We start from the raw sequence: 22,077 nt of genomic DNA on the forward strand, positions 1-22,077 counted from the left end.
TGACTGCTATCATTGATGGCAGTCAATTTTTTATTCTTACAGCTTTAATCAATCTAAATCATTGATTGTATGAACATTGTGGCGGTAAAAAAAGCGGTAGATAATCGGAAAAATCATCAGTGTAAGGACGGTGGCCGTAATCAACCCACCAATCACCACTATCGCCAGTGGCTTTTGGGTTTCGGAGCCGATGCCCGTAGAAAGCGCCGCGGGCAACAACCCGATAGCCGCCATGAGGGCCGTCATCACTACGGGACGAATTCTTGATTTTACGCCTTCTCGGATGGCAGTGTCGAGCGGTATTCGAGAAGATAAATTTTTGTTGAAAACCGAAATCAAAATTACCCCATTCTGGATACAAATTCCGAATAAAGCAATAAAACCTACCCCCGCAGAGATTCCAAAATTAATTCCTGTAAAATGGATAGCTAAAATCCCTCCCATGATGGCAAAAGGAACATTGGCCAATACCAAGCCTGCATCTTTAGCATTGCCAAACATGATGAATAAGATGATAAAAATGGCAATTAAACACATAGGTACGACTTGGCCCAATTGCTTGGTTGCTCGCACCTGATTTTCAAATTCGCCCGTCCAGTTGATGGAATATCCTTTGGGTAACTTCTTCAAAATTGGTTCTACTTTGCGTTGGGCTTCGGCAATGGTACTGCCCAAATCGCGCTCCCGGACCGAGAATTTAACCCCGATAAATCGCTTATTGTTATCCCGGTACACAAAAGCAGGGCCCGTTACTTTGCGCAGCGTAGCAATTTCTTTTAACGGAATCTTACTGCCTTTCAAGGTCGGCACCATCAGGCGCAAAATATCATCTTCGGTACGGCGATACGGCTCCTGATAGCGCAGGCGAATATCAAATTTGCGCTCTCCTTCGTACAAAATAGAGGCGGTTTTTCCACCAATAGCCATTTCAATCACGGCCTGCGCATCGGCAATGCTGACGCCATACAATGCCATTTTGCTGTCGTGCAAAATCACGCTCATTTCGGGCTGACCGATGTTACGCAAAATCCCTACATCCTTGACCCCAGGCACGTCTTTGATGGCCTCAATAACTTCATTGGCCTTGTCGTTCAGAACGTCCAAATCATCCCCAAAAATCTTCACGGCATTACTCGCGTTCATTCCCGCCACGGCCTCAGCTACGTTGTCGATGATGGGTTGTGAATAATTGTAGTTAATACCCTGGAACTGTTTGAGTTTTGTATCCATCTCCTCAATTAGGTCGTCGGTCGAAATCTTACGTTTCCAATCGTCTTTGGGCTTCAGGTTGACCTGCATTTGTACGTAATAAAATCCCGACGGGTCCGTGCCATCGTTGGAGCGGCCCGTTTGCGACAATACACCGTTTACTTCGGGAAATTCCATGAGTTTTTGGCGCAGGATTTTCACCGTTTTTACGGTCTCGTTTAGCGAGCTACTCATGGGCAGTTTGGCTTCCACCCACAAAGCACCTTCGTTGAGTTGAGGCAAAAATTCGGTTCCCAACAGGGTAGCTGAAAAAAGCGTGGTACCCAAGAAAATCATGGATGCCAACACACTGATTTTCTTGTTTTTATAACACCATTCAAAGCCCCTTAAAACTACACGATCAAAGAAATGGACAATCGGATTATTTTTTTCCCGAACATTTTTACGCAACAAAAACGAGCACAGTACCGGCACCAGCGTAAGCGTATACAACAATGCACCCAACAACGCGAAGCCCAGCGTATAGGCCAGTGGGCTGAACATTTTCCCTTCTACTTTCTGAAAACTAAAGATGGGAATGAGGGCGGTGATAATAATGAGTTTGGAAAAAAACACGGCTTTGCCCAGTTCGCCACCTGTCTTTTTGATAAGGCCCAATTTAGCCAGTTTATTGAATCGTTCCATGCCGTTTTTAAGGGCCAGGTGGTCGAGTGCCACAAAAATCCCTTCCACCATCACCACCGCTCCGTCGATGATAATCCCGAAGTCGACGGCCCCCATAGAAAGCAAATTGGCCGACATACCTTTGAGCCTTAAACACATAAAAGCAAACAACAACGCCAACGGAATAATGATGGACACTATCAGCGTGGTGCGCCAATCGGCCATGAACAAAAATACGATGACCGTCACAAACAATATACCTTCAAAGAGATTGTGCAGCACCGTTTTGGTGCAAAAAGCTATCAAGTTGTCGCGGTCATAAAACGTCACCATTTTTACGTCGGGAGGCAAAATTTTGGTGTTAAGCTCCTCAATTTTGGCCTTGACCCTGGCCAGTACTTCGCTGGGGTTTTCGCCTTTGCGCTGCACCACAATACCCTCCACCACATCGTCGTTGGTGTTGAGGCCCGCTTGCCCTACGCGCGGCAAATTTGACTCTTTGACCTCTGCTACGTTTTTGACCAATACTGGATTGTCGTTGACATATTCTACAATGATATTTTCAATATCGGCAATTGAGTTGAGTAAACCGATACCCCGCACTACGTACGCCTGACCGTTGCGCTCAATGACATCCCCGCCCACGTTGACGTTGCTTTTGGTAACGGCCTGATAGACTTCCAATGGCGTAATATCATATTTGGCCAATTGCGTGGGATTGGCCTGAATTTCATAGATTTTTTCCCGACCGCCAAAGGCCACCACGTCGGCTACGCCTGGTACACTTCGTAGTTGTCGGTCAATAATCCAATTATGCAGCGTCAGCAATTCGCGGCTATCGCGGTCTTTACTCTCCAGCGTAAACCGAAATATCTCGCCCGTGGGGCCATAAGGCGGCTGCACATCAGGCTCAACGCCTTCGGGCAGCGACACCGTTCGGAGCTGGTTATTCACCTGTTGTCGGGCAAAAAAATCATCCACATCATCCTCAAAAATGATTTTGATGATACTTAGTCCAAACATGGTAATACTGCGCACGTTGGTTTTGCGCTGCACCGAATTCATCGCCACCTCTACGGGCACAGTCACAAAACGTTCAATCTCTTCGGCACTACGTCCGTTCCATTCCGTCACCACAATGATTTGGGTATTGGTTACGTCGGGAAACGCCTCCAGCGGCGTATTGAGGTAGCTCACCACGCCCGAGATGACCAGAATCCCCGTCATAAAGAAAACGAAAAAGCGGTTTTTGAGCGAAAATCCGACAATTCCTCTGATAAATTTATTCATAATTATAAAGCGCCCCAAAGGAGCATTTATTAACATCCTTGTTGGAAAGTCAGGCCACTAATCATTTAAAGCATCATACACCAAAAGCTGATTTTTGGCAATCACCCGCTCGTTGTTTTTTAAACCCTGTTGTATATACGCAACATCATTCAGCATTTTGTAGACATTCACTTCACGCGTTTCGATGTTGGAGCGGCCCTTAAAAACCATCACCCAATTTTTACTGCGGTCAAAAATGACGGCACCCGCTGGAATAGCCGTCATAGAACCTCCTTCGTCGAATTTGAGGGATACGGTAGCATGCATTTCGGGCTTGAGTTTATAGCCTGCGTTATTGAGTCGAATCCGTACTTTCATGGTTTTATTTTCGGGGTCAAGCACGTTGTAAATTTTGTCCACACTCCCCCGAAATAGCTCATCACCGTAGCTAATGGTTTGAATATCAGCCATCATCCCGAGTTTCACTTTCGGAATATCGCTCTCGTTCACGTTGGCCATCACCCAAACCTCACTGATTTGCCCAATGGTAAAAATCTGCTCGTTGTTATCAGACCGAAGTTGCATCCCGGGGTTGACGTTTTTGCTGAGCACAAAGCCATCAATCGGCGCTTTGACAATGTAGTTTTGGGTTTTTCCTAAGCCATAAATGCGAAAAACCTCTTTCATTCGGTTTAGTTCGGCTTGCGCGTTTTCTACCTCTTTTTTAGCCGAGGTTACTTCGCGCTGTGAGTTCAGTTTACTTTCAAAAAGTTCTTCTGCTGTTTTAAGGTTTTTCTCGGCCACCAATACTTCGGCCTGCGCCTGAATCATTTGTCGCTCAAAATCAGCCACTTCTCCCGAACGAATGGTAGCTAGTACTTGGCCTTTGCGAACATAATCGCCCAGTTCTACCGTTACGTTTTCTACATTTCCTCCCACCAGCGGAAACACTTTAATGACACGGTTTTCGTCGGCAATGACTTTACCCACGAGGGTCAACTCACTACGCACTGGCTCCGTCACAACGCTTGCCAGTTCGATGCGCTTCATCATGGTGTCCGACAACATAAAAGCCTTATTGTCTTCAACAACAGGCTTTTTTTCTTGACAAGCCGCCAATATTCCACCGCATACTATGACCAAAAAGAAAGTTTGTTTAGTATTCATTTTATTTAAAAAGTTCTTGTCCAACCGTGAAATTAAGCTCTTCATACGCCCCCACTCTATCCGCCTTTAGGCGGTTCAATTCTTTGATGCTTTCGCTGTAGGTTTCAATCAAATCAATAAATTCGAGCAACGTCAGATTGCGCTTTTGGAAGTTTTCCAGCACACCTTTGTTCAGCAACTCAAACTGGTCAGTAAATTTTGAATCGACGCTTTGCACCATGTTTTCAACGTAGCGTACTTTCTCCAATGCCGCCGCAACTTCATTGGCCACCGCATTAATTTTCTGATTCTGAATACCTTTTTGGTAGTCAATCAGGGTTTTAGCCACTTTAATGTTTCCCTGATTTTTGTTGAAAAGCGGCAAATCGGCCGAGAGCGTCAGGCCCGAATAATTATTGACAAAGCTACCCGCTTGGTCGTAGGTTGCACCGATACGCAAATTGGGTACTGCAAGGGCTTTCTGCAAATGGTAGTTCCATTCGGCCTGCCGGGCAAACGACTCAGTTACTTTCACATCCCCCCTATTTTGCAGGGCTAGCTCATTGAGAACCGAAACGTTATAATTGGCCAATTGATACCGACTTAACTCCGTTTCGTTTACCAGCGGAGTCACCGACCTCTCCGTATTAAGTAGTGTTTTAAGGCCTTTTTGTTTTTCAGTTAGTTGAAATAGAATCTCGGTTTTATCATTATTCAACTGAAAAAGCAGCGCTTTAAGGCGGAGCAACTCCCGTAGCGATACGTTGTTTTTTTCGTATTGCGTTTCAAACGCCACCACGGTACGCTCCAAAGTCTCAATCTGCCGCTGATAACGGTTGAGGGTATTTTGTAAGAAGAAAATATCGAAAAAATTGGAACGCAGTTCAAACTTGAGGATACGCAGCAAATCCATAAACTCATATTCGGTCAGGCGGGCGTTTTCGAGGGTAAGCGCCACTTGTTTGTTGCGTTTGCCTGCCGTCTGAATCACCTGCTCAATAGAGATGATTTTTTGCCCGCCGCGCCCTACATCTAGCACCCGTTGCCGGTTGGGATTGTAGAGGTTCCACTCGGTAGAGAGCGTAGGGTTATCCCACAATTTTGCCTGAATGACCGACGCCTGCGCCGCATCAATCCGATACCGCTCCGCCAACAAAATGAGGTTTTTTTCAACAAACAGGCTATCGGCCTGCCTGAGTGAAATCCGTAACGAGTCTTGGGCAAGCCCACCAATCGGCAGCAGAAAGGCCATGAAAATGATAATTCGCATACGTCGTATAAAATACTTTTTGCAAAGGTGTGTCGGCGATATTAACCTGATATAAAGCCGACCTTAAAAAAACCTAAATTGGCAAGTGAAGGCCTCAGGATGTACTATATTTGGCCTAAGAATAGTTTAGAACCATGAAAACCGACACCGAACCAAAAAAAATCCTCATCATTGAAGATGACCAACGGATTGCGCAACTGCTCACGCGGGGATTGACCAACAAGGGTTTTGACACTGAAGTAGCCTACAACGGTCAACTAGGCTTGCGCCGGGCACAAACCATTGCCTTTGATTTGGTGATTCTCGACATTAACCTTCCCGAGCTGAGTGGTTATGAAGTATGCAAACGACTACGTGATGTAAAACCCACCCTCCCGATTCTGATGCTCACAGCTATGAGTGAGGTAGACGACAAAATCGAAGGGTTTGAGGCAGGCGCTGATGATTACATTATTAAGCCGTTTGATTTCAGGGAGCTTTATCACCGGGTGTTGGTAGGCTTACGCCGAAACAACCCCGAAGTGGAAACGGTCGGAAAAGTGCTTCGAATTGCCGATTTGGAGGTTTTTTTAGATAGTAAACTCGTCAAACGCGCTGGAAAAGAAATCAATCTTACCGCCCGTGAATATGAATTTTTGGTGTTTTTGGTCAAAAACAAAGGAAAAGTACTTTCTAAAAACGACATTGCGGCCCAAGTTTGGGACGTTCATTTTGATACGGGCACCAACGTCATTGAAGTCTATATAAACATTTTACGACGAAAAATAGACCGCGATTTTGAACCCAAATTAATCCACACGCGCCCGAGTTTGGGCTATTTACTGCGCGAACACCCATGAAAATCCAAACCAAAATTGCCATTCAGTTTTCGTTGATTGTGGGAAGCCTACTGGCCGTCTTTTCGTTTGTCATTTACCAATTATTTGCCGAATTCAGGGAGCAAGAATACTACGACCGACTGAAAAGCAAAGCCATAACGACCGCCCAATTGCTCATAAAGGTGGACGAAATAGACCGTGATTTGCTCAAAATCATTGATAAAAATACCCTAACGGCCCTAGTCGACGAAAAAGTGTTGGTATTTGACCAACAAAACAAGCTGTTTTACAGCAGCTTGGATGACCACGTAATTCACTACGGGAATGATTTATTGAACCGTGTAAGAAAAGAAAAATACGTCGAAACAAGCGATGACGAAAACGAAGTAGTTGGGCTTTTGTATGAACTCAACGGGCAAAATTACGTCATTTTGGCCTCGGCCTACGACAAATTCGGCCACAGCAAAATGGCCAATCTCCGCGATATACTTTACAGTGGTTTGGTCATTAGTATTCTTGTTACGGTTTTACTGGGGATTTTTTTTGCGGGAAATGCCTTAGGCCCCGTCAACCAGTTCATTAGTCAAATCAGCACAATCACGGCCAACAACCTACGCGAACGTTTGGATGAGCGCCACGGAAAAGACGAAATCGGCCAGCTTGCGGCGGCGTTTAATAAAATGATGTATCGTTTGGAGCAGTCGTTCGAACTGCAAAAAAGCTTTGTGTCGCACGCCTCGCATGAACTCCGAACCCCCCTTGCCGCCCTTAAATCGGAAGTAGAAATAAGTTTGGACGAAAAACTTAGCGTGGCGCAGCACCGGGGTATCTTGGAAAATATCCGAAAAGACATCAATCGACTCATTGCTTTGAGCAATAGTCTTTTACAGATTGTCAGACCGCTAAAATCTTCCATCAACAGCGCGGTTGAAGTCCGCATCGACGATGTGGTGTTTCAGGCGCAAGATGATTTACTTTTGAGCAAACCAGAGTATCGCATCAGCGTGGAATATGCAAAAGAACCCGAAAATGAAAAACACATTACCATTCTGGGAGATGAACCCCTTCTTAAAACCGTATTCACGAATCTAATCAGCAATGCCTGCAAGTATTCCGCTAATCATCAAGCACTTGTGGCTATTGACTTCAACGAAACGCATACGCTCGTCAGCGTTCAGGACGAAGGCATCGGCATTCCCGAAGAAGACCTTACCGCCATTTTTGAGCCTTTTTACCGTTCCAAAAATGCCCTGACTATTTCAGGGTTTGGCGTGGGTCTGTCGGTGTGTAAAAGGATTGTCGAGCTACACAAAGGTAAAATCCACGTAGAGAGCCAACTTCAGCACGGTAGTAAATTTTTGGTGGAATTGCCGCATATTTTGTAGTGTGTAACAAATATCACTGTACAAGCCTCTGCTAGTTCGGAACTTTGTCGTATCAAATTAAAATCAAAACCGACAAAGACCATGTTTGACTTCCTTAAAACCAAAAAAAATTACGAAGACGTTAACGCTTCAAACTTTAAACAATTGATTGACGAAACGCCTAATGCCGTGGTATTAGACGTGCGTACCGCTGCCGAAATGCGTTCGGGCGCCATCAAGGGTGCCATCAATATTGATTTAATGAGCGCTGATTTCCAACAAAAAATTGGCAAATTAGACAAAAGCAAAACTTATTTTGTGTATTGTCGCAGCGGCAACCGTAGCGGTCAAGCCTGTAAAATGATGGGAAATGCGGGCTTTGAGCACGTTTATAACCTATCGGGCGGGATGATGAGCTGGCCCTACTAGGGCACTTTGTAAGTAGCTAAATTGTTTATTCATAAAAATAATAACCGATTATGACGGCGGTACTCAAGAATTGGGATTTTATGCGAATTTTGCGGATGGGGATGAGCTTGTGGCTCATCTATTCCGCCTTTGTTGATCATCAACCGCTTCTGGGATTGCTAGGAGGATTGTTTGCCTTGCAGGCGGTTATGAATGTAGGATGCTGCGGTTCGGGCGGTTGCGCCGCGCCAAACACCCGACAAAGTGCCCCAAAAACCATTGAAGAAACACAATATGAAGAAGTTAAGTAATATGCCTTGGGGCTGGCTGGGAGCAGTGGCAGGGGCCATCGGCGGGTATTGGTACTGGAAAGAAATTGGGTGCCTGACCGGAACCTGTCCGCTCAAATCTCAGTGGCAAACTATGGTACCTTATGGCGCATTGATGGGGTATTTTGGAGGTGGAATGTTGCAAGATTTACAACTCAGTAAATTTATGCCACGCCGCAACGACGCCGAGAAGTAATCAGGGCGTATTTTTTATCTTTAAACAACAACAGATCATGGAAAAGAAACAGACATTTAATGAAATAATTCAGAGTGAAACGCCCGTTTTGGTGGATTTTTTTGCCGAATGGTGCGGTCCTTGCAAAATGATGTCACCGATTTTGAAAGATTTCGCTTCCCAAATGGGCGACCGCGTGCGCGTCATTAAAATCGACGTCGATAAAAACCCTGCAGCATCCCAAACCTACCGCATTCAGGGTGTTCCAACCTTGATTCTTTTTCAGAAAGGGAAAATCGTATGGCGGCAGTCGGGCGTAGTTCAGAAAAAACAGCTGGAACAAATTGTAAATCAATTGGCTACGCAAGCGCAATAGATGACACTGCCACCCCAATTCAACATTTTTCCCGACAATCTCCGTCAGGAGATGCTCCAAAAAGGAATTCCCAAAACCATTCCAGCGGGTGTAGAAATACTGCGGGCTGGTCAATACATTCAGGCCGTCCCGATTGTACTGTCGGGACTGGTCAAAGTCATCACGCGCAACGAAGAGCGTGAGTTCTTGCTGTATTATATTCACCCCAACGAAAGTTGCATTATGTCTTTTTTTGGGGTAATTCAGGAAGAATCCAGTAAGATTGTGGCCGTTACGGAGGCCGAAACCGAGTTGCTGCTTTTGCCTTCCGAATGGGTGCGCTCGTGGTCCAAACTGTATCCTGAATTTAACGTTTTCTTTCACCTACTCAACAATCTGCGCTACACAGATTTGCTCCAAACCATCAACGCCCTTTTGTTTGATAATCTTGACAACCGCATTCTGGCTTTCCTGCGCGAAAAAGCCCGTCAGCAGGAAACATCCTTCATTAAAATTCGGCACCGCGAAATCGCCGACGCCATGGGCACTTCTCGGGAGGTCATCAGTCGTGTGACCAAAAAATTGGAACACGAAAAGAAAATTGCCCAATATTCCGACGGAATTGAGGTACGGTTGTAACCTATGTTACTGACTCGAAGGGGTTTTTAGTCCGACCTTTACCCCATGAAATCAAACACCACAAAACTCATCGTTGTATGCCTGCTTTGCGCGGTGCTATTGGTGGGTTTGTATTTTCTGATTGAAGGCATTAAACACTAAAAACATCTTACGAACATGAAACCTAACATGGGCGGCACCGACCGCATTATTCGCCTTATTGTAGCCGCTATCGCCGTTGCACTGTATTTTACGGGAACCCTTACGGGCACACTCGGCATCATAGCGCTGGTGGTAGCCGCCATTTTCGCGCTAACAAGCGTGGTGAGTTTTTGCCCTTTATATACTATTTTTGGCTTGAATACTTGTCCAGCGAAATAGGCAATTATAGCCTCTATATTAGCCTTTACAACCTGCTCTTGACCAAAGCAGGTTTTTTTGTGCCTTGTCAGCGGGTTTCGTGCGCCAAAAACCCCAATTCAACCCAAATCTTTCTCAATTCAAGAAAAAAGTCATTTTTCTCATGGTGATTGACGCGAATTTTGGGGTGTATTTGAACCAAAACAGCATCGCCATGAAATTCAATGAATCTAAAACATTCTCTTTATCCCTAAAAAGCTTCGCATTCGTATTCCTGCTGGGCGGGGGGCTTTTGTCAAGCTGCAAAACCGCACAAGTGGCTTTCACGCCAGAACTAAACGCCACCGCCATGCCTGTAAAAGGCCGTCAGGGATTCCAGATTGGGCAGGTTATTCGCTACGGCGACTACCGCACCGATAAAGTCAAGCGCGGCTGGACCCGAAGTTACGATGTACCGTTTATTCTCAGGTTTCAGGGCGCACAGGAAAAACTCAGTTTTACGCAATTCAGTCCCGAAGGCCGCGCGGTCAAGGTATCCTGCGTCAGTCGTTTTAAAAGCAACGATTTGAGTTTGGTACAAGACTTTTTTAGCATCCCGCTTCAATACGAAAATTATTTTGCGGGGACCATCCTGACTGCACAAGAAGACACCTGGGATTTTGTTTTGTACAATCCCAACGGTGATTTCTTGAAACAAAGAGAATCAGCGGGCTACGCCCGAAACTACGTCCAAACCATTGAAATCAAAGCTGTTCGCGGACTGGAAAACCAGCCCGAGTGGCTCAAAAAAATGGGGGTATATGGGCACGAGTTTGTCCTCAATGGCAAGGTTGTAGGAGCAGTATCTACCCTCAACAACGGCACGGTTTGGATTGACCCTTCGTTGGACGCCGAAACCCGTACCATCATGGCAGCACTGGCCACGGGCATCCTGCTCCGCACCGACGTAGAGGTGGTGGAAACAAACAGTTAATCGCCAAAACAAAGACTGCGGAAGCAACAGATTGTAGTGCCACGATTCGTTGGCCTATTTATACACTCTAATCCGCAAATTTGACAGTTCAAGGGAATCATTTTTCAAGTTTTCGGTAAAAGAGCCAATTTTACATCGTCAATGTGAAACACATACAGCCATCGAAAACAATCATTATTTTATCATAGGTTAGGGTTTAGAAGCAGACAAAGTCGGGTTATTTGGCCCGACTTTGTTTTTTTACAACCAATTTTTCTTTTCTACAAACGCTATTTAAAAACAACTATCGGGCAGATTGAAAATAAAGATGATGTAATAAAAGAAGCATTCATCGTATATTTGCGATATATAATAACAAATCCAATGGCTACTAACCGAAAAATGGATTTTCTTGCTGACGAAATCGCCTTAGCCGATTTTGCCAAAGCCATTGCTCATCCAGCACGCATCGCGATTCTGAAACTATTGGCTCAACAAAAGATCTGCATTTGCGGCGAAATCGTGGAAGGCTTGCCGTTGGCGCAGGCCACGGTATCTCAACACTTGAAGGAATTAAAATCCATCGGGCTTATCAAAGGCACCATCGAAGGAAAAACCTCTTGTTACTGCATCGATTGGGAGGTATTCAACCAGTTTGTGAATCAATTTGGGGTTTTTACTGAACTGGCCAAAAATGCGCCAATCCAGGCGCAATCATGTTGCTAATCTGATCAGACAGTGAAGTTTTAAAACCATTACACTACGTCTCAAAAAAAACTTTCCTTTTTAGACAATTCCCTCACACTATGACCGCAGGCAACAACCATGATTCCTAGCGTAAAACATTACTTTGAAGCTCTCAATCTCGACGAAGTTTCCACAGAACGCCAAGCTGTTTTGCAACCGTTGGCAAATTACGTAAAAGCAAAAATAACATCACAACAACCTATTAATCTGACGTTTATCTGTACGCACAATTCTCGTCGCAGTCACTTGGGGCAAGTGTGGGCGCAGGTAGCGGCGGCTTATTTTGGGATTAAAAATGTTCATTCTTTTTCGGGAGGAACAGAAGCCACCGCCTGCAATCCCCGCACGATTGCGGCTTTTGAGCGGGCAGGATTAAAAGTAACAAAGACCACTGAATCTGAAAATCCTTTGTACGAAATTAGTTTTGATGATTTGACGGCACCCATCATTGCTTTTTCCAAAGTCTATGACCAATCCCCCAACCCAACCCAAGGTTTTGCGGCAGTCATGACCTGCGACCACGCCGAAGCCAACTGCCCGTTTATTCCTGGTGCCGAGCGGCGCCTGCCCATTATGTACATCGACCCCAAAGTTTCCGACGACACCCCCGAAGAAGCCGCCACCTACGACGCACGCTGTCGGCAGATTGCGACCGAGATGAAATGGGTGTTTAACAACGTGTAAATCATTAAAATAAAGCCTTAAAATGGGTTTTATGTGACCAAAGTCACCGTTTCTTTGCTGATTAAGTTGCAGATTTACGGCGTACAAAAATCAATCGTTACAAATGGCCGCTTTTATTTTTTTCATCGTCATGTTACACTTGGTCGGCGGTTTTGGCTGGGTATTTTACAAAATTGCTTTTCAGAAAAGCAAATCGAAATAGTGCCTAAAATCATTTTGAACCTATGGATGTAAATACGCAATTATTACTACCCCTATGGACCGAAGCCCGTACACGTTTTTCCAATCAGTTGAAGAATATTACGGAAAGCGACCTCACCAAAAAACTCGGAGATAGTCCCAACAGCGCGGGTTTTCTGATACGGCACGTGGCGGATGTGGAGTTACTTTTTAGCAAAAATGTGTTCGGACAAACTGACTTAAAAGTATCCGCCAAGACGGTTATTGCCCAACGAGACACGGGCGAATGGACGAATTTATCCGAACTGTTAGCTTATCAGCAAGAGGCTTTTGAGTGCTTAGAAAAAGCTATTTTGGCCCAAACCGACGCCGACTGGCAAAGCAGCATTACCACCAAAGAATTTGGCGCCAAGACCAAAGCCGAAGCCCTCGGACGCATTGTTTCACACACGGCTTACCATGCGGGACAGCTGGGCATTGTCTTAAAATACGGAATGGTTTGACTGGTCGAAAAAGTTAATGATTAGGCTTTTATTCCAAAAAAAGCAGGAAATTTATCACTCCAAAAACAGCACCATTTACGTTAATTTTGTGAGTAGAGCCCTAAAAACAAGGGCTACGTGGACAAAATCAAAGCTGAAAAGTCTAAATTGAGGCTGTATTTACCGGCAAAGTCAAACTGAAAACCCTTTTCGTATGAAACCTTTACTTTTTTCCGGTGCTTTTTTTCTGTCAGCGGTATTAATAACCGCCTTCAAATCACCACAAACACCCCAACAAACCGTCAATTACCATAAGCTCGGTGATTCGCTCAGCTTACAGGCCCAACAAAGTCTCATTTCCAACTTATTGGGAGCGATTGAAAAAGGCGGCGCGGCCTATGCGGTAGATTATTGCAACGAAAATGCCGTGCCGCTCACCAAAGCACTTTCTCAGAAACATCAGGTGGAGATTCAGCGAATTTCGGCCAAAAACCGTAATCCTGATAATGCCGCATCGCTGTTTGACAAAAAAATACTGGATCTTTTTGCCGCCAACTCCCTGAAAGACACGCTCGTGCAGGTTTCAAAGGGCTACGTTTATTACAAACCCATCAAAATCGGGATGCCTACCTGCCTGCAATGCCACGGCAAACCCAAGCAGGACATTGAAGCCGCCACGCTGAAAACAATTCAACGAAAATACCGTTTTGACAAAGCAACTGGCTACGCCATGGGCGAATTAAGAGGCGCATGGAAGCTGACGTTCGTCACCAAACAATGAAAAGTTAAATGAAAAACAGTCTATTTCTTCTCGGATTCATCTTTGGGCTTGGAGCTTGCTCATCGGGCCAAAAAGCACAAACTATTGACGCCAAAACCTTTCAAAACCTCATAGATACCCTCCCCGACGAGGTAGTGGTAGATGTCCGCACTGGTCCCGAACTCGTGGGTGGTGTTATTCCGCAGGCCATTCACATGGATTATAACGGTCCCGATTTTGAAAAACAGATTGCCAAACTCGACAAAAATAAACCTGTGTTGGTCTATTGCGCTACGGGTGGTCGCAGCGCCAGCGCGGGCGAATTATTGCTAGAAAAAGGGTTCAAAAAAGTCTATAACCTAGACGGGGGCCTCAACGGATGGCGAGCAGCGGGGTATTCAACCGCCATTGTGGCCCAATAACCGTCATTTGGCTACGTAATTGCTCTGCTCAATCATAGAAAGCAATTTAGACTTTCCTGCCAAAAAGGCTTTATCGTACTCCGTGGTGGGGATGGTTTTGTCCAAAATTTCGTAGTTCTCATAATTCTGAAACACTATCCCGCCAACGGTGTCACGCTTGACGGCTTTACGCAAGCGCGGGCCACCGTTGGCATACGAAAGGTAATCGAGCGTATTGGTGGATTGATTTATCCAATAACAAAACTCATCTTCGTGGTCTTTACCGCCACCTTCCTGCTCAAAAGTAACCCTGATTTTGTGGTATTTTTGATTGTCAATGCTTATTTCACCTATGTATTTTAGAATAACGGCAGGCTCCGAGAGCTTGAAAGGAAGCAACACAAAATACGCGATAGCATTGATACCTTCACGGTATTTAGCGGTATCTTTTTCGGAAAGCACCTGAGTTGTATCATTGCGCTTTCTGACAAAACTTTCGTTGGTCAAAATATCATGGTACACGTTGTTTAGGGAATCAGTGGTGGTGCGCTCGTAGGTAAATTGAGTACCCGTTTGTTTTAAGTGAACCTTAAATTTTCGAAAGTCAAACGACACATCAAAGGCTTCGTAATGTTTGCCACCGTGGGCTTCAATGCATTTGTCAACTATTTCTTTGGCCTTTTTATCAACGGGACTTTCCTTAGCTTTGCTGTTTTGGTTGGCGTTATTACAGGCAATACAACCACTTAAGAAGATAAGAAAACAAACTAATCTTAACATAGAGACCAAGATTTAGGTAGAACAGTTAAACCGACAAATCGGCATTTTTGTTGCTAAACTACGTTATTTTCAAGACTAACCGCTTCAATTAGCTTTATTTTCTCTCTCCATCGGGTCGCTGCCTTTTAGCTGTTACCTTTACCCTCTAAACCTCAATCATCATGTCATTTCTTATCTACGGCGCAAGCGGATTTACGGGCACACTTATCGTCGAGTTGGCGGTAAAGCAAGGCCAAAAACCTGTCATTGCGGGACGAAGTGAAGCCAAAATCAAATCCTTGGCCGAAAAACACGGGCTTAAGTACCTGATTTTTGACCTGAATAATCGCGAAAATATCGTCAAACAAATCGAAAAATTTCCGTTGGTTCTGAATTGTGCTGGTCCCTTTACCCGAACCGCCCAACCCTTAGTAGAAGCCTGCTTGGCCGCCAAAACGCACTATTTGGACATTACGGGTGAGATTGAAGTATTTGAAAAAATCAAATCATATCACGCGCAAGCCCTTAAAAGTAAAATCATACTCATGCCCGGCGTAGGCTTTGACGTGGTTCCGACGGACTGCCTAGCCAAGCTACTCCACACAAAACTCCCCGACGCTACACACCTTGAATTGGCCTTTACCAACGTCGGTGGCAGCGTGTCGCACGGCACCGTGACCACCATGCTCGAAAACCTCGGTAATGCGGGCGCAGCCCGAGAAAACGGGGTAATAGTGCCCAAACCGATGGGTGACAAAGGCAAAATAATTGATTTCGGTAAGTTTAAACACTTCGCCATGACCATTCCGTGGGGAGATGTCTCTACTGCGCATCATACCACGGGTATTCCCAACATCGAAACCTACGTGGGTGTACCAAAGTTGGCGTATTGGTTCATGAAGCTACAATTTTTGTTCAACCCTATTTTACGCAGTCGTTTTATCAAAAAACAATTGCAAAACTACGTTGATAAAAAAATAACGGGACCGACCGAACATCAGTCCCAAAAAGGACAATCATTCATTTGGGGCAAGGCCACAAATACCGAAGGCAAAACCGTCGAAGCACGTTTGGTCACCCCCGAAGGTTACAAATTGACCGCAGAGGCTTCGTTGCGCATCACCCAAAAAATATTGGATTTAAAGAATGTAGCAGGCTACCAAACCCCAGCGGGGCTGTTTGGCTATGCATTGGTTACGGAAATAAAGGGAGTAACTTTCGAGAAAGAACCAAGTTGATTCTTTCTCAAAAATCATTACCGAATCGGGTCAAAAATAGAGCCACTCACGCCTGTTTCGGTCAGTGACCGTCCTGTTCTGAGGTCTTCTATAGGCAGTTTCAACGGTCCAAGTTGATGAAAACTGGGCAACATTACCCCAGAGGGCTGTTTGCTCCACCCCTCCCACGTAGCCAATACCCCTCCGACGGGAAGGACTTTTACCCACATTTTGTAGGATAAAGGCAATCCGTTGGTGTCGAGCTTCCAGAGGTAGGCATCGCCTGGTGTAACTCCTCCGCTGGCATAACTGACCAATAAATCGTTGGTACCGTTTTGATTGGGCACCAAACTACGGGTGGTTCCTTCGTCAAACACTTTGAAAGGAGCAATCAACCAAAACGAATCGTTGCAAAAATATGCCCATGCTTTTCCACGAACCACATCCAAATCTGGCCCTTTTACTTCTTCAGTTCCTTTGAATGCCCTCCCCTTTTCCCAAGTTTGGAGGTTCAATAAAACCCGATAGTCGCCCCAATTGACAAAAACAAAATTGTTGTTTTTATCCCAAACGTACGTATGACCACCGCCGTATTTCCACGTGACGATATGGGTACTGTCCCACGCCGATTTGTTGACCGCTACCAGCATTTTTTTTGCTAAACTATCGGCCTGAGCGCTTGGTGGTGCCACTGGTCTTTTTTCGTTCAAGAACGCAAACGCAGTTAACCCAATCACTGCCACTAACCCTACGAAAATCCCCAATCCTTTTACAATTTTTCTCATTCGTAAGTTTAGTTTATAAAGTAAAAATACCTGCTAAAACCTTTATTTCTTCTCTCGCAATGGTTTCAGCAGGTATTCTAATCCATTCAATTTAATTTCATAGATCGTTGCCAACAATACCCCCAGCTTACCGTTCGGAAAGCCTTCTTTGTGAAACCACACCAAGTAAGGTTCGGGCAAATCACAGAGTAATACTCCTTTGTATTTGCCAAAAGGCATTTGAAAAGTCACTAATTCCTTCAAGTAATTTGGATCAAAATCGCTCATTAGTTGGCATTCTGTTTAATAAAATAAGGTTTTATTGCCCTGGATGATACGTCCGCTCGGCATTTTTCAAGACATCTTCTTTGTAAAACAATACATCTTTGAATTTCCCCTGTGCGTACATCGAACCTTGGTCGAAAAAGTGCTTAGAGGCAGGGTCGCCGCTTTCGCCACCCGCCAACAGCGACTTAGCGGTAATACGAGGGCCAAATTCAACGGCACAAATAAAGCTGTTGCCGCTTACGCCGTAGCGCTTGTTGGTACCTGGATACGGGCGGCTGTTATACGACGGCAGCATTCCCCACAACGCCGACGCATATTTGACGGGATAACTCGGCTGGTTGTCATCGTATTTGGATTGCACATCGCCCGTCAAACGCTGAAAACGGTTGATTTCCCCCCACGGCATTTGCCATTTTCCAAACTTGCCTTTCAGGTCGCTCAGGGTGGAAGCCAAAGGCGCGGTCAGTTGAGTTAAAGTTGCTTCCGCAGCAAAGCGTTTGGTCATTGTCACTTGGTCAGCTTCGCCTTCGTTGATGTAAAGACGGGTAATGGTCGGCGTCAGTTTTTGGGCCCATTCGATGGCCACCGTAGTCGCTACAGAATTCTCAGACGTATGATAATCCCAATTTTTCAATAACGTAACCGCCTCATTCAATTGCGAATACAACGAATCGGTTGGCTTCACATTTTTCTCAAACGAACTAACCAACGCGGGCACCAGCACTTCAAACGCCGAAAGGTAAGTGTCATAGCCCGACGCAATCACCTTGTCGAGGGTATAACCTGTTCCTTGACTCAGTACTCGAACGGCATTTACCCCCCGAAAATTCTCGCCATCGGGTGCCATGTATGGCGGAAAATTTTCTTTCTTTGGGCTGTTTACCCCCGCCGCCGTAAAAGGCGTTGAGTTACAATTTTGCAGCCAGCCATTCACGGGATTGTACAAATGAACGGACTCTTCCACGGGATGCAGTCCTTTCCATTCAGTTGCGGGCGTGGTGCCATCCATTACTTTCGACCAGTTTAGATTTTTATCACGAATAGGCACATAATTCCCGTGCCAATAGGCAATATTTCCTTTGTAGTCCGCAAAAACTGTACTGTTTGAGGTATTGGCTTTGAGGTCCATAATTTTTTTATAGTCTTCAAATCCTTTGGCTTTGGTGCGCTTCCAGCTCTGAATCAAGCTCGTCATGGAGCGATTATACGACCGCAGACTTACCCATTTGCCGTCGCGCTTGGCCATAATCGGCCCGTGATGCGTATAATAAGTGTTAAATGTTCTGCTTTTCAGAACATCACCGTCGAGGTATTTAATGGTGATTTTCTTTTCCGTAACGGGCTTAAGTTTTTGGTCATACTCGTAGAAAAATTTATCACCTTTTTTTGTCACCTTTTCGGCATACATATCAGCTACATCGACGTTACATGAAGTGTGCATCCAGCCGCAATATTTATTAAAACCCTGATAAACAAAGAATTGCCCCCAAGTTACGGCCCCGTACGCGTGAAGCCCCTCCTCGCTCACGACTTGCACTTCTGGTCGAAAATAAAACGTTACGTGGGGATTAATGTACAAAATGGCATTCCCTGAGGCCGTTTTAGAAGGCGCAAATGCGAAGCCATTGGAGCCTGTTTGGTACTCTGGGTCTTTGGGTTCGGCCAAGGCAGCGGTGGCCTCTCCCGAATAGAAATTCTTCAATTCTGGCACCGTCAACTCTGCCGTGCTGATGGCCCCGATACTGCCATCGGTCCACAATAGTTGATACCAAGGTTGAAATTTGGTTAGCAATGCTGGCTTTACCTGTGGATTTTTGAGTAAATAGTAATTAATACCATCGGCATAGGCATTTAGCAGTTTTTTCATCCACGGCTCCGCTTTGTTGTAATCTGCAATCGCTTCCGTGGTATCAATCAACAACTTAATTTGCAAATCATTGTACAAAGCCGACTCTCCTTTTAGCTCGGCCATTCGGCCCAATTTTTCAATATAATTCAATTCGACGCGTTTAAAATCATCCTCGCATTGGGCGTACAACAATCCAAAAACGGCATCGGCATCCGACTTGCCGTAGATGTGCGGAATGCCCCAATTGTCGCGAATGATGGTGACGCGGTTTGCCTGCTGCTGATAGCGGGCGATTTCGGCGGGCGTAAATTTTTGGGCAAATACCGATAACGGTAATAGAAACAGGAGGATAAGGTGCTTCATAAGGGTTTTAAAGTAGTTTGATGATGAAAATCAGTCAGGGCTATCCACGTTTATTTTGTAGATTTAGCAAACTTATCAATAACTCTTGCAAGCTCAAAAGAAATTAGGGCTGGTTTTTTATTATGGCAGTCAATCCTTATCCATTTCTAGGCCTTTCGGATGCTGAAATCGAAGACTCCTTAGAAAAAAACGGAAACAATGCACTCCAAAAAGGTGACAACGATGTTTGGTGGCAAGCGCTCAAAGAAGCAGCTACCGAGCCGATGTTTCTGCTCTTGGTCGCGTGTACCATTATTTATTTTTCGTTGGGCGAATTGTCGGAAGGCTTCTTTATGTTGGGGGCCATATTACTGGTTTCGGCCATCTCTTTTTATCAGGACTCCCGCAGTAAAAAAGCCCTAGAAGCCCTAAAAGCATACACGCAGTCGGCCGCGACGGTGATTCGAAACAATCAGTTAGTCGAAATTCCCGTCGATGAGTTGGTCATCGGCGATACCGTCGTAGCCTCAGAGGGAGAACTCATTCCTGCCGACGGCAAACTACGGCAAATCAACGATTTCTCCGTCAACGAATCACTGCTGACGGGCGAAGCCTTTGCCATTCAAAAAGAGCTTAATTCCGACGAAAATGGGCATGTCTACCGAGGTTCATTAGTGCAATCTGGACAGTGTGTTTTTGAAGTAACGGCCGTGGGGAAGCAATCAAAATTGGGGCAAATCGGCCAATCGCTCAGTGAAATTCAATCCGAAAAAACACCTTTACAAATACAAATTGAGAATTTTGTCAAAAAAATGGCCGCCGTTGGCGTAGTGGTTTTCCTGATTATTTGGGGGATTAATTATTTGCAATCGCGCAATATTTTAGAAAGTTTGCTCAAAGGGTTGACCATCGCTATGTCGGTACTCCCCGAAGAAATTCCCGTGGCATTTGCTTCATTTATGGCCTTGGGCGCTTGGCGATTGATGCAGCAGGGCGTCATTGTCAAACAAACCCAAACCGTGGAAGCGCTGGGTTCGGCCACGGTGTTATGCACCGATAAAACGGGCACCATTACCGAAAACAAAATGGAATTGCATCAAATATATGTGATGCAAACCAACCAAGTTGCTCAAAGCGGCCATTGGGATTCGGCCGCCGCACAAGAGCTCATCACCACTGCCATGTGGGCCAGCGAACCCGCCCCCTTTGACCCCATGGAAAAGGCCCTGCATCAGGCATACACATCTATTACTGCCACCGACGAGCGCCCACTGTTTAAATTTATTCATGAATATCCGTTGTCGGGCAAACCCCCAATGATGACGCATCTCTTTGAAAATGAGTCAGGAAAACGTATCATTGCTTGTAAAGGAGCACCCGAGGCCATCATTCAACATTCTTCCGTTTCAAACGAGCAAAAAGCCATCATCTTCCAACAAGTCGCCGACTTTGCTGCAGAGGGATACCGGGTGTTGGGCGTAGGAACAACCGATTTTACTGGTAATGATTTTCCCAAAAATCAACAGGATTTCGAGTTTCGATTTTTAGGATTAGTAGGATTTTATGACCCGCCCAAACGTAACATTTCCAAAGTTTTCAAGCAATTTTATGACGCTGGTATTCAAGTCAAAATCATCACGGGTGACAATTCACTCACGACCGCTTCCATTGCTAAACAAGCCCATTTTAAGAGCAAGCTCCCTCCCATCACGGGCGACGAATTGCTTAAACTAAGTCCCGAAGAGCAGGCCGATAAAATCAGCAAAGCGAGCATCTTTACCCGTATGTTTCCCGAAGCCAAGCTTAAAATTATCAATACTTTAAAAGACCAACACCAAATCGTGGGCATGACGGGCGACGGCGTCAACGACGGCCCAGCCCTCAAGGCAGCCCACATCGGAATTGCAATGGGAAAACGTGGCTCAGAAATCGCCAAACAGGCCTCTTCGTTGATTTTGGTGGATGATGATTTCGGTAAAATGGTAGATGCCGTCGCGATGGGGAGAAAAATTTACACCAATCTCAAAAAAGCCATTCAATACATCATATCCATACACATCCCCATCATTCTGACGGTAGCGTTGCCGCTGATTTTGGGCTGGATTTATCCATCCATTTTTACGCCCGTACACGTAATTTTTCTAGAACTCATCATGGGGCCGACCTGCTCCATTGTTTACGAAAATGAGCCCTTAGAAAGAAACGCCATGAAGCAGCCACCCAGGGCGCTCACGGACACATTCCTAAACCTCAAAGAGTTATCTATCAGCATTGTACAAGGCTTATTTATTACGCTAGGCACTTTGTTTTCCTACCGCTATTCGGTCGCAGAAGGCTATGACGAAAACCTGACCCGGACCATGGTTTTTGTGACGTTGGTTATGGCTAATGTATTTTTAACGCTGGTCAACCGCTCGTTTCAGGAATCTATTTTTACCACTTTTCGGTACAAAAACAACCTATTGGTTGGGGTCATTGGTATCACGATTTTACTACTTGCAGCGCTCGTCTACGTCCCTGTTTTTGCGGACTTTTTCAAACTAACGCCCCTCGCCTTCCCTCAGGTAGGAATCGCCGCTTTGGTAGGTTTCGGGTCAGTAATTTGGTTTGAAGGATATAAGTGGATACGTAGGCAAAAGCCGTAATCATCAAGTTTTGAGAAACGGCA

The 22,077-nt window shown here is 45.3% G+C and carries 23 protein-coding genes; 16 read left to right on the forward strand and 7 right to left on the reverse strand.

The genetic code is table 11. From position 1 onward, the window contains the following. Positions 1-48: 48 nt before the first annotated feature. Genes DR864_RS08000 through DR864_RS08010 form a run of 3 tightly spaced genes read right to left on the reverse strand, consistent with a single transcriptional unit; the run spans position 49 to position 5,557 of the window. Positions 49-3,162, reverse strand: a complete 3,114-nt coding sequence (locus tag DR864_RS08000; protein WP_114066467.1) for an efflux RND transporter permease subunit — start codon at positions 3,160-3,162, stop codon at positions 49-51. Positions 3,163-3,219: 57 nt separating this feature from the next. Next, positions 3,220-4,308 (reverse strand): efflux RND transporter periplasmic adaptor subunit, encoded by a 1,089-nt coding sequence (locus DR864_RS08005; protein WP_114066468.1) that lies wholly within the window; start codon positions 4,306-4,308, stop codon positions 3,220-3,222. Position 4,309: 1 nt separating this feature from the next. Next, entirely contained in the window at positions 4,310-5,557 is a 1,248-nt protein-coding gene (locus DR864_RS08010; RefSeq protein ID WP_114066469.1) for a TolC family protein, read from the reverse strand. 134 nt (positions 5,558-5,691) lie between these two features. Here DR864_RS08010 and DR864_RS08015 point away from each other — a divergent pair, with 134 nt between their 5' ends. The 14 genes from DR864_RS08015 (at position 5,692) to DR864_RS08085 (ending at position 14,211) form a co-directional block, all read left to right on the forward strand. Further along, positions 5,692-6,396, forward strand: a complete 705-nt coding sequence (locus DR864_RS08015) for a response regulator transcription factor (RefSeq protein WP_114066470.1) — start codon at positions 5,692-5,694, stop codon at positions 6,394-6,396. Continuing rightward, positions 6,393-7,760: a sensor histidine kinase gene (locus DR864_RS08020; protein ID WP_114066471.1), complete on the forward strand. Its 1,368-nt coding sequence runs from the start codon at positions 6,393-6,395 to the stop codon at positions 7,758-7,760. Before DR864_RS08015 ends, DR864_RS08020 begins: the two co-directional genes overlap by 4 nt. Before the next feature lie 81 nt (positions 7,761-7,841). After that, positions 7,842-8,168, forward strand: a complete 327-nt coding sequence (locus tag DR864_RS08025) for a rhodanese-like domain-containing protein (protein WP_114066472.1) — start codon at positions 7,842-7,844, stop codon at positions 8,166-8,168. A 50-nt stretch (positions 8,169-8,218) separates the two neighbouring features. After that, entirely contained in the window at positions 8,219-8,458 is a 240-nt protein-coding gene (locus tag DR864_RS08030; RefSeq protein WP_114066473.1) for a hypothetical protein, read from the forward strand. Continuing rightward, entirely contained in the window at positions 8,442-8,672 is a 231-nt protein-coding gene (locus tag DR864_RS08035) for a hypothetical protein (RefSeq protein WP_114070201.1), read from the forward strand. The genes DR864_RS08030 and DR864_RS08035 overlap by 17 nt, the downstream gene beginning before the upstream one ends. Positions 8,673-8,706: 34 nt before the next feature. After that, on the forward strand, positions 8,707-9,027 hold the full coding sequence (trxA, locus tag DR864_RS08040) for a thioredoxin (RefSeq protein ID WP_229599590.1): 321 nt from the start codon (positions 8,707-8,709) through the stop codon (positions 9,025-9,027). Continuing rightward, a complete protein-coding gene (locus tag DR864_RS08045) occupies positions 9,028-9,645 on the forward strand; it encodes a Crp/Fnr family transcriptional regulator (protein WP_114066474.1) in 618 nt (205 codons plus the stop codon). Positions 9,646-9,801: 156 nt separating this feature from the next. Then, complete coding sequence (locus DR864_RS08050) at positions 9,802-10,005, forward strand: YgaP family membrane protein (RefSeq protein WP_114066475.1); 204 nt, start codon at positions 9,802-9,804, stop codon at positions 10,003-10,005. 193 nt (positions 10,006-10,198) lie between these two features. Then, positions 10,199-10,957: a hypothetical protein gene (locus DR864_RS08055; protein WP_162793641.1), complete on the forward strand. Its 759-nt coding sequence runs from the start codon at positions 10,199-10,201 to the stop codon at positions 10,955-10,957. 363 nt (positions 10,958-11,320) lie between these two features. After that, entirely contained in the window at positions 11,321-11,662 is a 342-nt protein-coding gene (locus DR864_RS08060) for an ArsR/SmtB family transcription factor (protein ID WP_114066477.1), read from the forward strand. Between the two features lie 99 nt (positions 11,663-11,761). Next, positions 11,762-12,367: an arsenate-mycothiol transferase ArsC gene (locus DR864_RS08065; protein ID WP_114066478.1), complete on the forward strand. Its 606-nt coding sequence runs from the start codon at positions 11,762-11,764 to the stop codon at positions 12,365-12,367. Positions 12,368-12,591: 224 nt separating this feature from the next. Then, positions 12,592-13,050, forward strand: coding sequence for a DinB family protein (locus tag DR864_RS08075; protein WP_114066480.1), 459 nt, complete (start codon positions 12,592-12,594; stop codon positions 13,048-13,050). A 193-nt stretch (positions 13,051-13,243) separates the two neighbouring features. After that, positions 13,244-13,810 carry a Tll0287-like domain-containing protein gene (locus DR864_RS08080; RefSeq protein ID WP_114066481.1) on the forward strand — a complete coding sequence of 189 codons (567 nt, stop codon included), beginning with the start codon at positions 13,244-13,246 and terminating at the stop codon, positions 13,808-13,810. Between the two features lie 8 nt (positions 13,811-13,818). Continuing rightward, positions 13,819-14,211, forward strand: a complete 393-nt coding sequence (locus DR864_RS08085) for a rhodanese-like domain-containing protein (protein ID WP_114066482.1) — start codon at positions 13,819-13,821, stop codon at positions 14,209-14,211. Positions 14,212-14,214: 3 nt separating this feature from the next. On the opposite strand, the gene DR864_RS08090 is transcribed toward DR864_RS08085, so the two are convergent. Next, entirely contained in the window at positions 14,215-14,970 is a 756-nt protein-coding gene (locus DR864_RS08090) for a DUF6503 family protein (RefSeq protein WP_114066483.1), read from the reverse strand. Positions 14,971-15,131: 161 nt separating this feature from the next. On the opposite strand from DR864_RS08090, the gene DR864_RS08095 reads away from it, so the two are divergent. Beyond that, the gene (locus DR864_RS08095; protein WP_114066484.1) at positions 15,132-16,187 is read left to right on the forward strand and encodes a saccharopine dehydrogenase family protein; all 1,056 of its coding nucleotides are present in this window, start codon (positions 15,132-15,134) and stop codon (positions 16,185-16,187) included. 17 nt (positions 16,188-16,204) lie between these two features. On the opposite strand, the gene DR864_RS08100 is transcribed toward DR864_RS08095, so the two are convergent. The 3 genes from DR864_RS08100 to DR864_RS08110 are packed head-to-tail and all read right to left on the reverse strand — an operon-like array spanning position 16,205 to position 19,430. Then, positions 16,205-16,951 (reverse strand): hypothetical protein, encoded by a 747-nt coding sequence (locus DR864_RS08100; RefSeq protein WP_114066485.1) that lies wholly within the window; start codon positions 16,949-16,951, stop codon positions 16,205-16,207. Between the two features lie 42 nt (positions 16,952-16,993). Next, a complete protein-coding gene (locus DR864_RS08105) occupies positions 16,994-17,218 on the reverse strand; it encodes a DUF3820 family protein (protein ID WP_114066486.1) in 225 nt (74 codons plus the stop codon). 31 nt (positions 17,219-17,249) lie between these two features. Beyond that, positions 17,250-19,430 carry a penicillin acylase family protein gene (locus DR864_RS08110; RefSeq protein ID WP_114066487.1) on the reverse strand — a complete coding sequence of 727 codons (2,181 nt, stop codon included), beginning with the start codon at positions 19,428-19,430 and terminating at the stop codon, positions 17,250-17,252. Positions 19,431-19,552: 122 nt separating this feature from the next. On the opposite strand from DR864_RS08110, the gene DR864_RS08115 reads away from it, so the two are divergent. Next, positions 19,553-22,054 carry a cation-translocating P-type ATPase gene (locus DR864_RS08115; protein WP_114066488.1) on the forward strand — a complete coding sequence of 834 codons (2,502 nt, stop codon included), beginning with the start codon at positions 19,553-19,555 and terminating at the stop codon, positions 22,052-22,054. Positions 22,055-22,077: the final 23 nt, after the last annotated feature.

This window comes from Runella rosea, from assembly GCF_003325355.1.
Taxonomy (GTDB): domain Bacteria; phylum Bacteroidota; class Bacteroidia; order Cytophagales; family Spirosomataceae; genus Runella; species Runella rosea.

Coding starts and splice junctions, on each gene's coding strand:
- DR864_RS08055 (WP_162793641.1), top strand. CDS start 10,199: ATGAAATTCAATGAATCTAAAACATTCTCTTTATCCCTAAAAAGCTTC.
- DR864_RS08045 (WP_114066474.1), top strand. CDS start 9,028: ATGACACTGCCACCCCAATTCAACATTTTTCCCGACAATCTCCGTCAG.
- DR864_RS08090 (WP_114066483.1), bottom strand. CDS start 14,970: ATGTTAAGATTAGTTTGTTTTCTTATCTTCTTAAGTGGTTGTATTGCC.
- DR864_RS08105 (WP_114066486.1), bottom strand. CDS start 17,218: ATGAGCGATTTTGATCCAAATTACTTGAAGGAATTAGTGACTTTTCAA.
- DR864_RS08000 (WP_114066467.1), bottom strand. CDS start 3,162: ATGAATAAATTTATCAGAGGAATTGTCGGATTTTCGCTCAAAAACCGC.
- DR864_RS08050 (WP_114066475.1), top strand. CDS start 9,802: ATGAAACCTAACATGGGCGGCACCGACCGCATTATTCGCCTTATTGTA.
- DR864_RS08085 (WP_114066482.1), top strand. CDS start 13,819: ATGAAAAACAGTCTATTTCTTCTCGGATTCATCTTTGGGCTTGGAGCT.
- DR864_RS08035 (WP_114070201.1), top strand. CDS start 8,442: ATGAAGAAGTTAAGTAATATGCCTTGGGGCTGGCTGGGAGCAGTGGCA.
- DR864_RS08100 (WP_114066485.1), bottom strand. CDS start 16,951: ATGAGAAAAATTGTAAAAGGATTGGGGATTTTCGTAGGGTTAGTGGCA.
- DR864_RS08020 (WP_114066471.1), top strand. CDS start 6,393: ATGAAAATCCAAACCAAAATTGCCATTCAGTTTTCGTTGATTGTGGGA.
- DR864_RS08075 (WP_114066480.1), top strand. CDS start 12,592: ATGGATGTAAATACGCAATTATTACTACCCCTATGGACCGAAGCCCGT.
- DR864_RS08005 (WP_114066468.1), bottom strand. CDS start 4,308: ATGAATACTAAACAAACTTTCTTTTTGGTCATAGTATGCGGTGGAATA.
- DR864_RS08025 (WP_114066472.1), top strand. CDS start 7,842: ATGTTTGACTTCCTTAAAACCAAAAAAAATTACGAAGACGTTAACGCT.
- DR864_RS08080 (WP_114066481.1), top strand. CDS start 13,244: ATGAAACCTTTACTTTTTTCCGGTGCTTTTTTTCTGTCAGCGGTATTA.
- DR864_RS08015 (WP_114066470.1), top strand. CDS start 5,692: ATGAAAACCGACACCGAACCAAAAAAAATCCTCATCATTGAAGATGAC.
- DR864_RS08065 (WP_114066478.1), top strand. CDS start 11,762: ATGATTCCTAGCGTAAAACATTACTTTGAAGCTCTCAATCTCGACGAA.
- DR864_RS08095 (WP_114066484.1), top strand. CDS start 15,132: ATGTCATTTCTTATCTACGGCGCAAGCGGATTTACGGGCACACTTATC.
- DR864_RS08030 (WP_114066473.1), top strand. CDS start 8,219: ATGACGGCGGTACTCAAGAATTGGGATTTTATGCGAATTTTGCGGATG.
- DR864_RS08115 (WP_114066488.1), top strand. CDS start 19,553: ATGGCAGTCAATCCTTATCCATTTCTAGGCCTTTCGGATGCTGAAATC.
- DR864_RS08060 (WP_114066477.1), top strand. CDS start 11,321: ATGGCTACTAACCGAAAAATGGATTTTCTTGCTGACGAAATCGCCTTA.
- DR864_RS08010 (WP_114066469.1), bottom strand. CDS start 5,557: ATGCGAATTATCATTTTCATGGCCTTTCTGCTGCCGATTGGTGGGCTT.
- DR864_RS08110 (WP_114066487.1), bottom strand. CDS start 19,430: ATGAAGCACCTTATCCTCCTGTTTCTATTACCGTTATCGGTATTTGCC.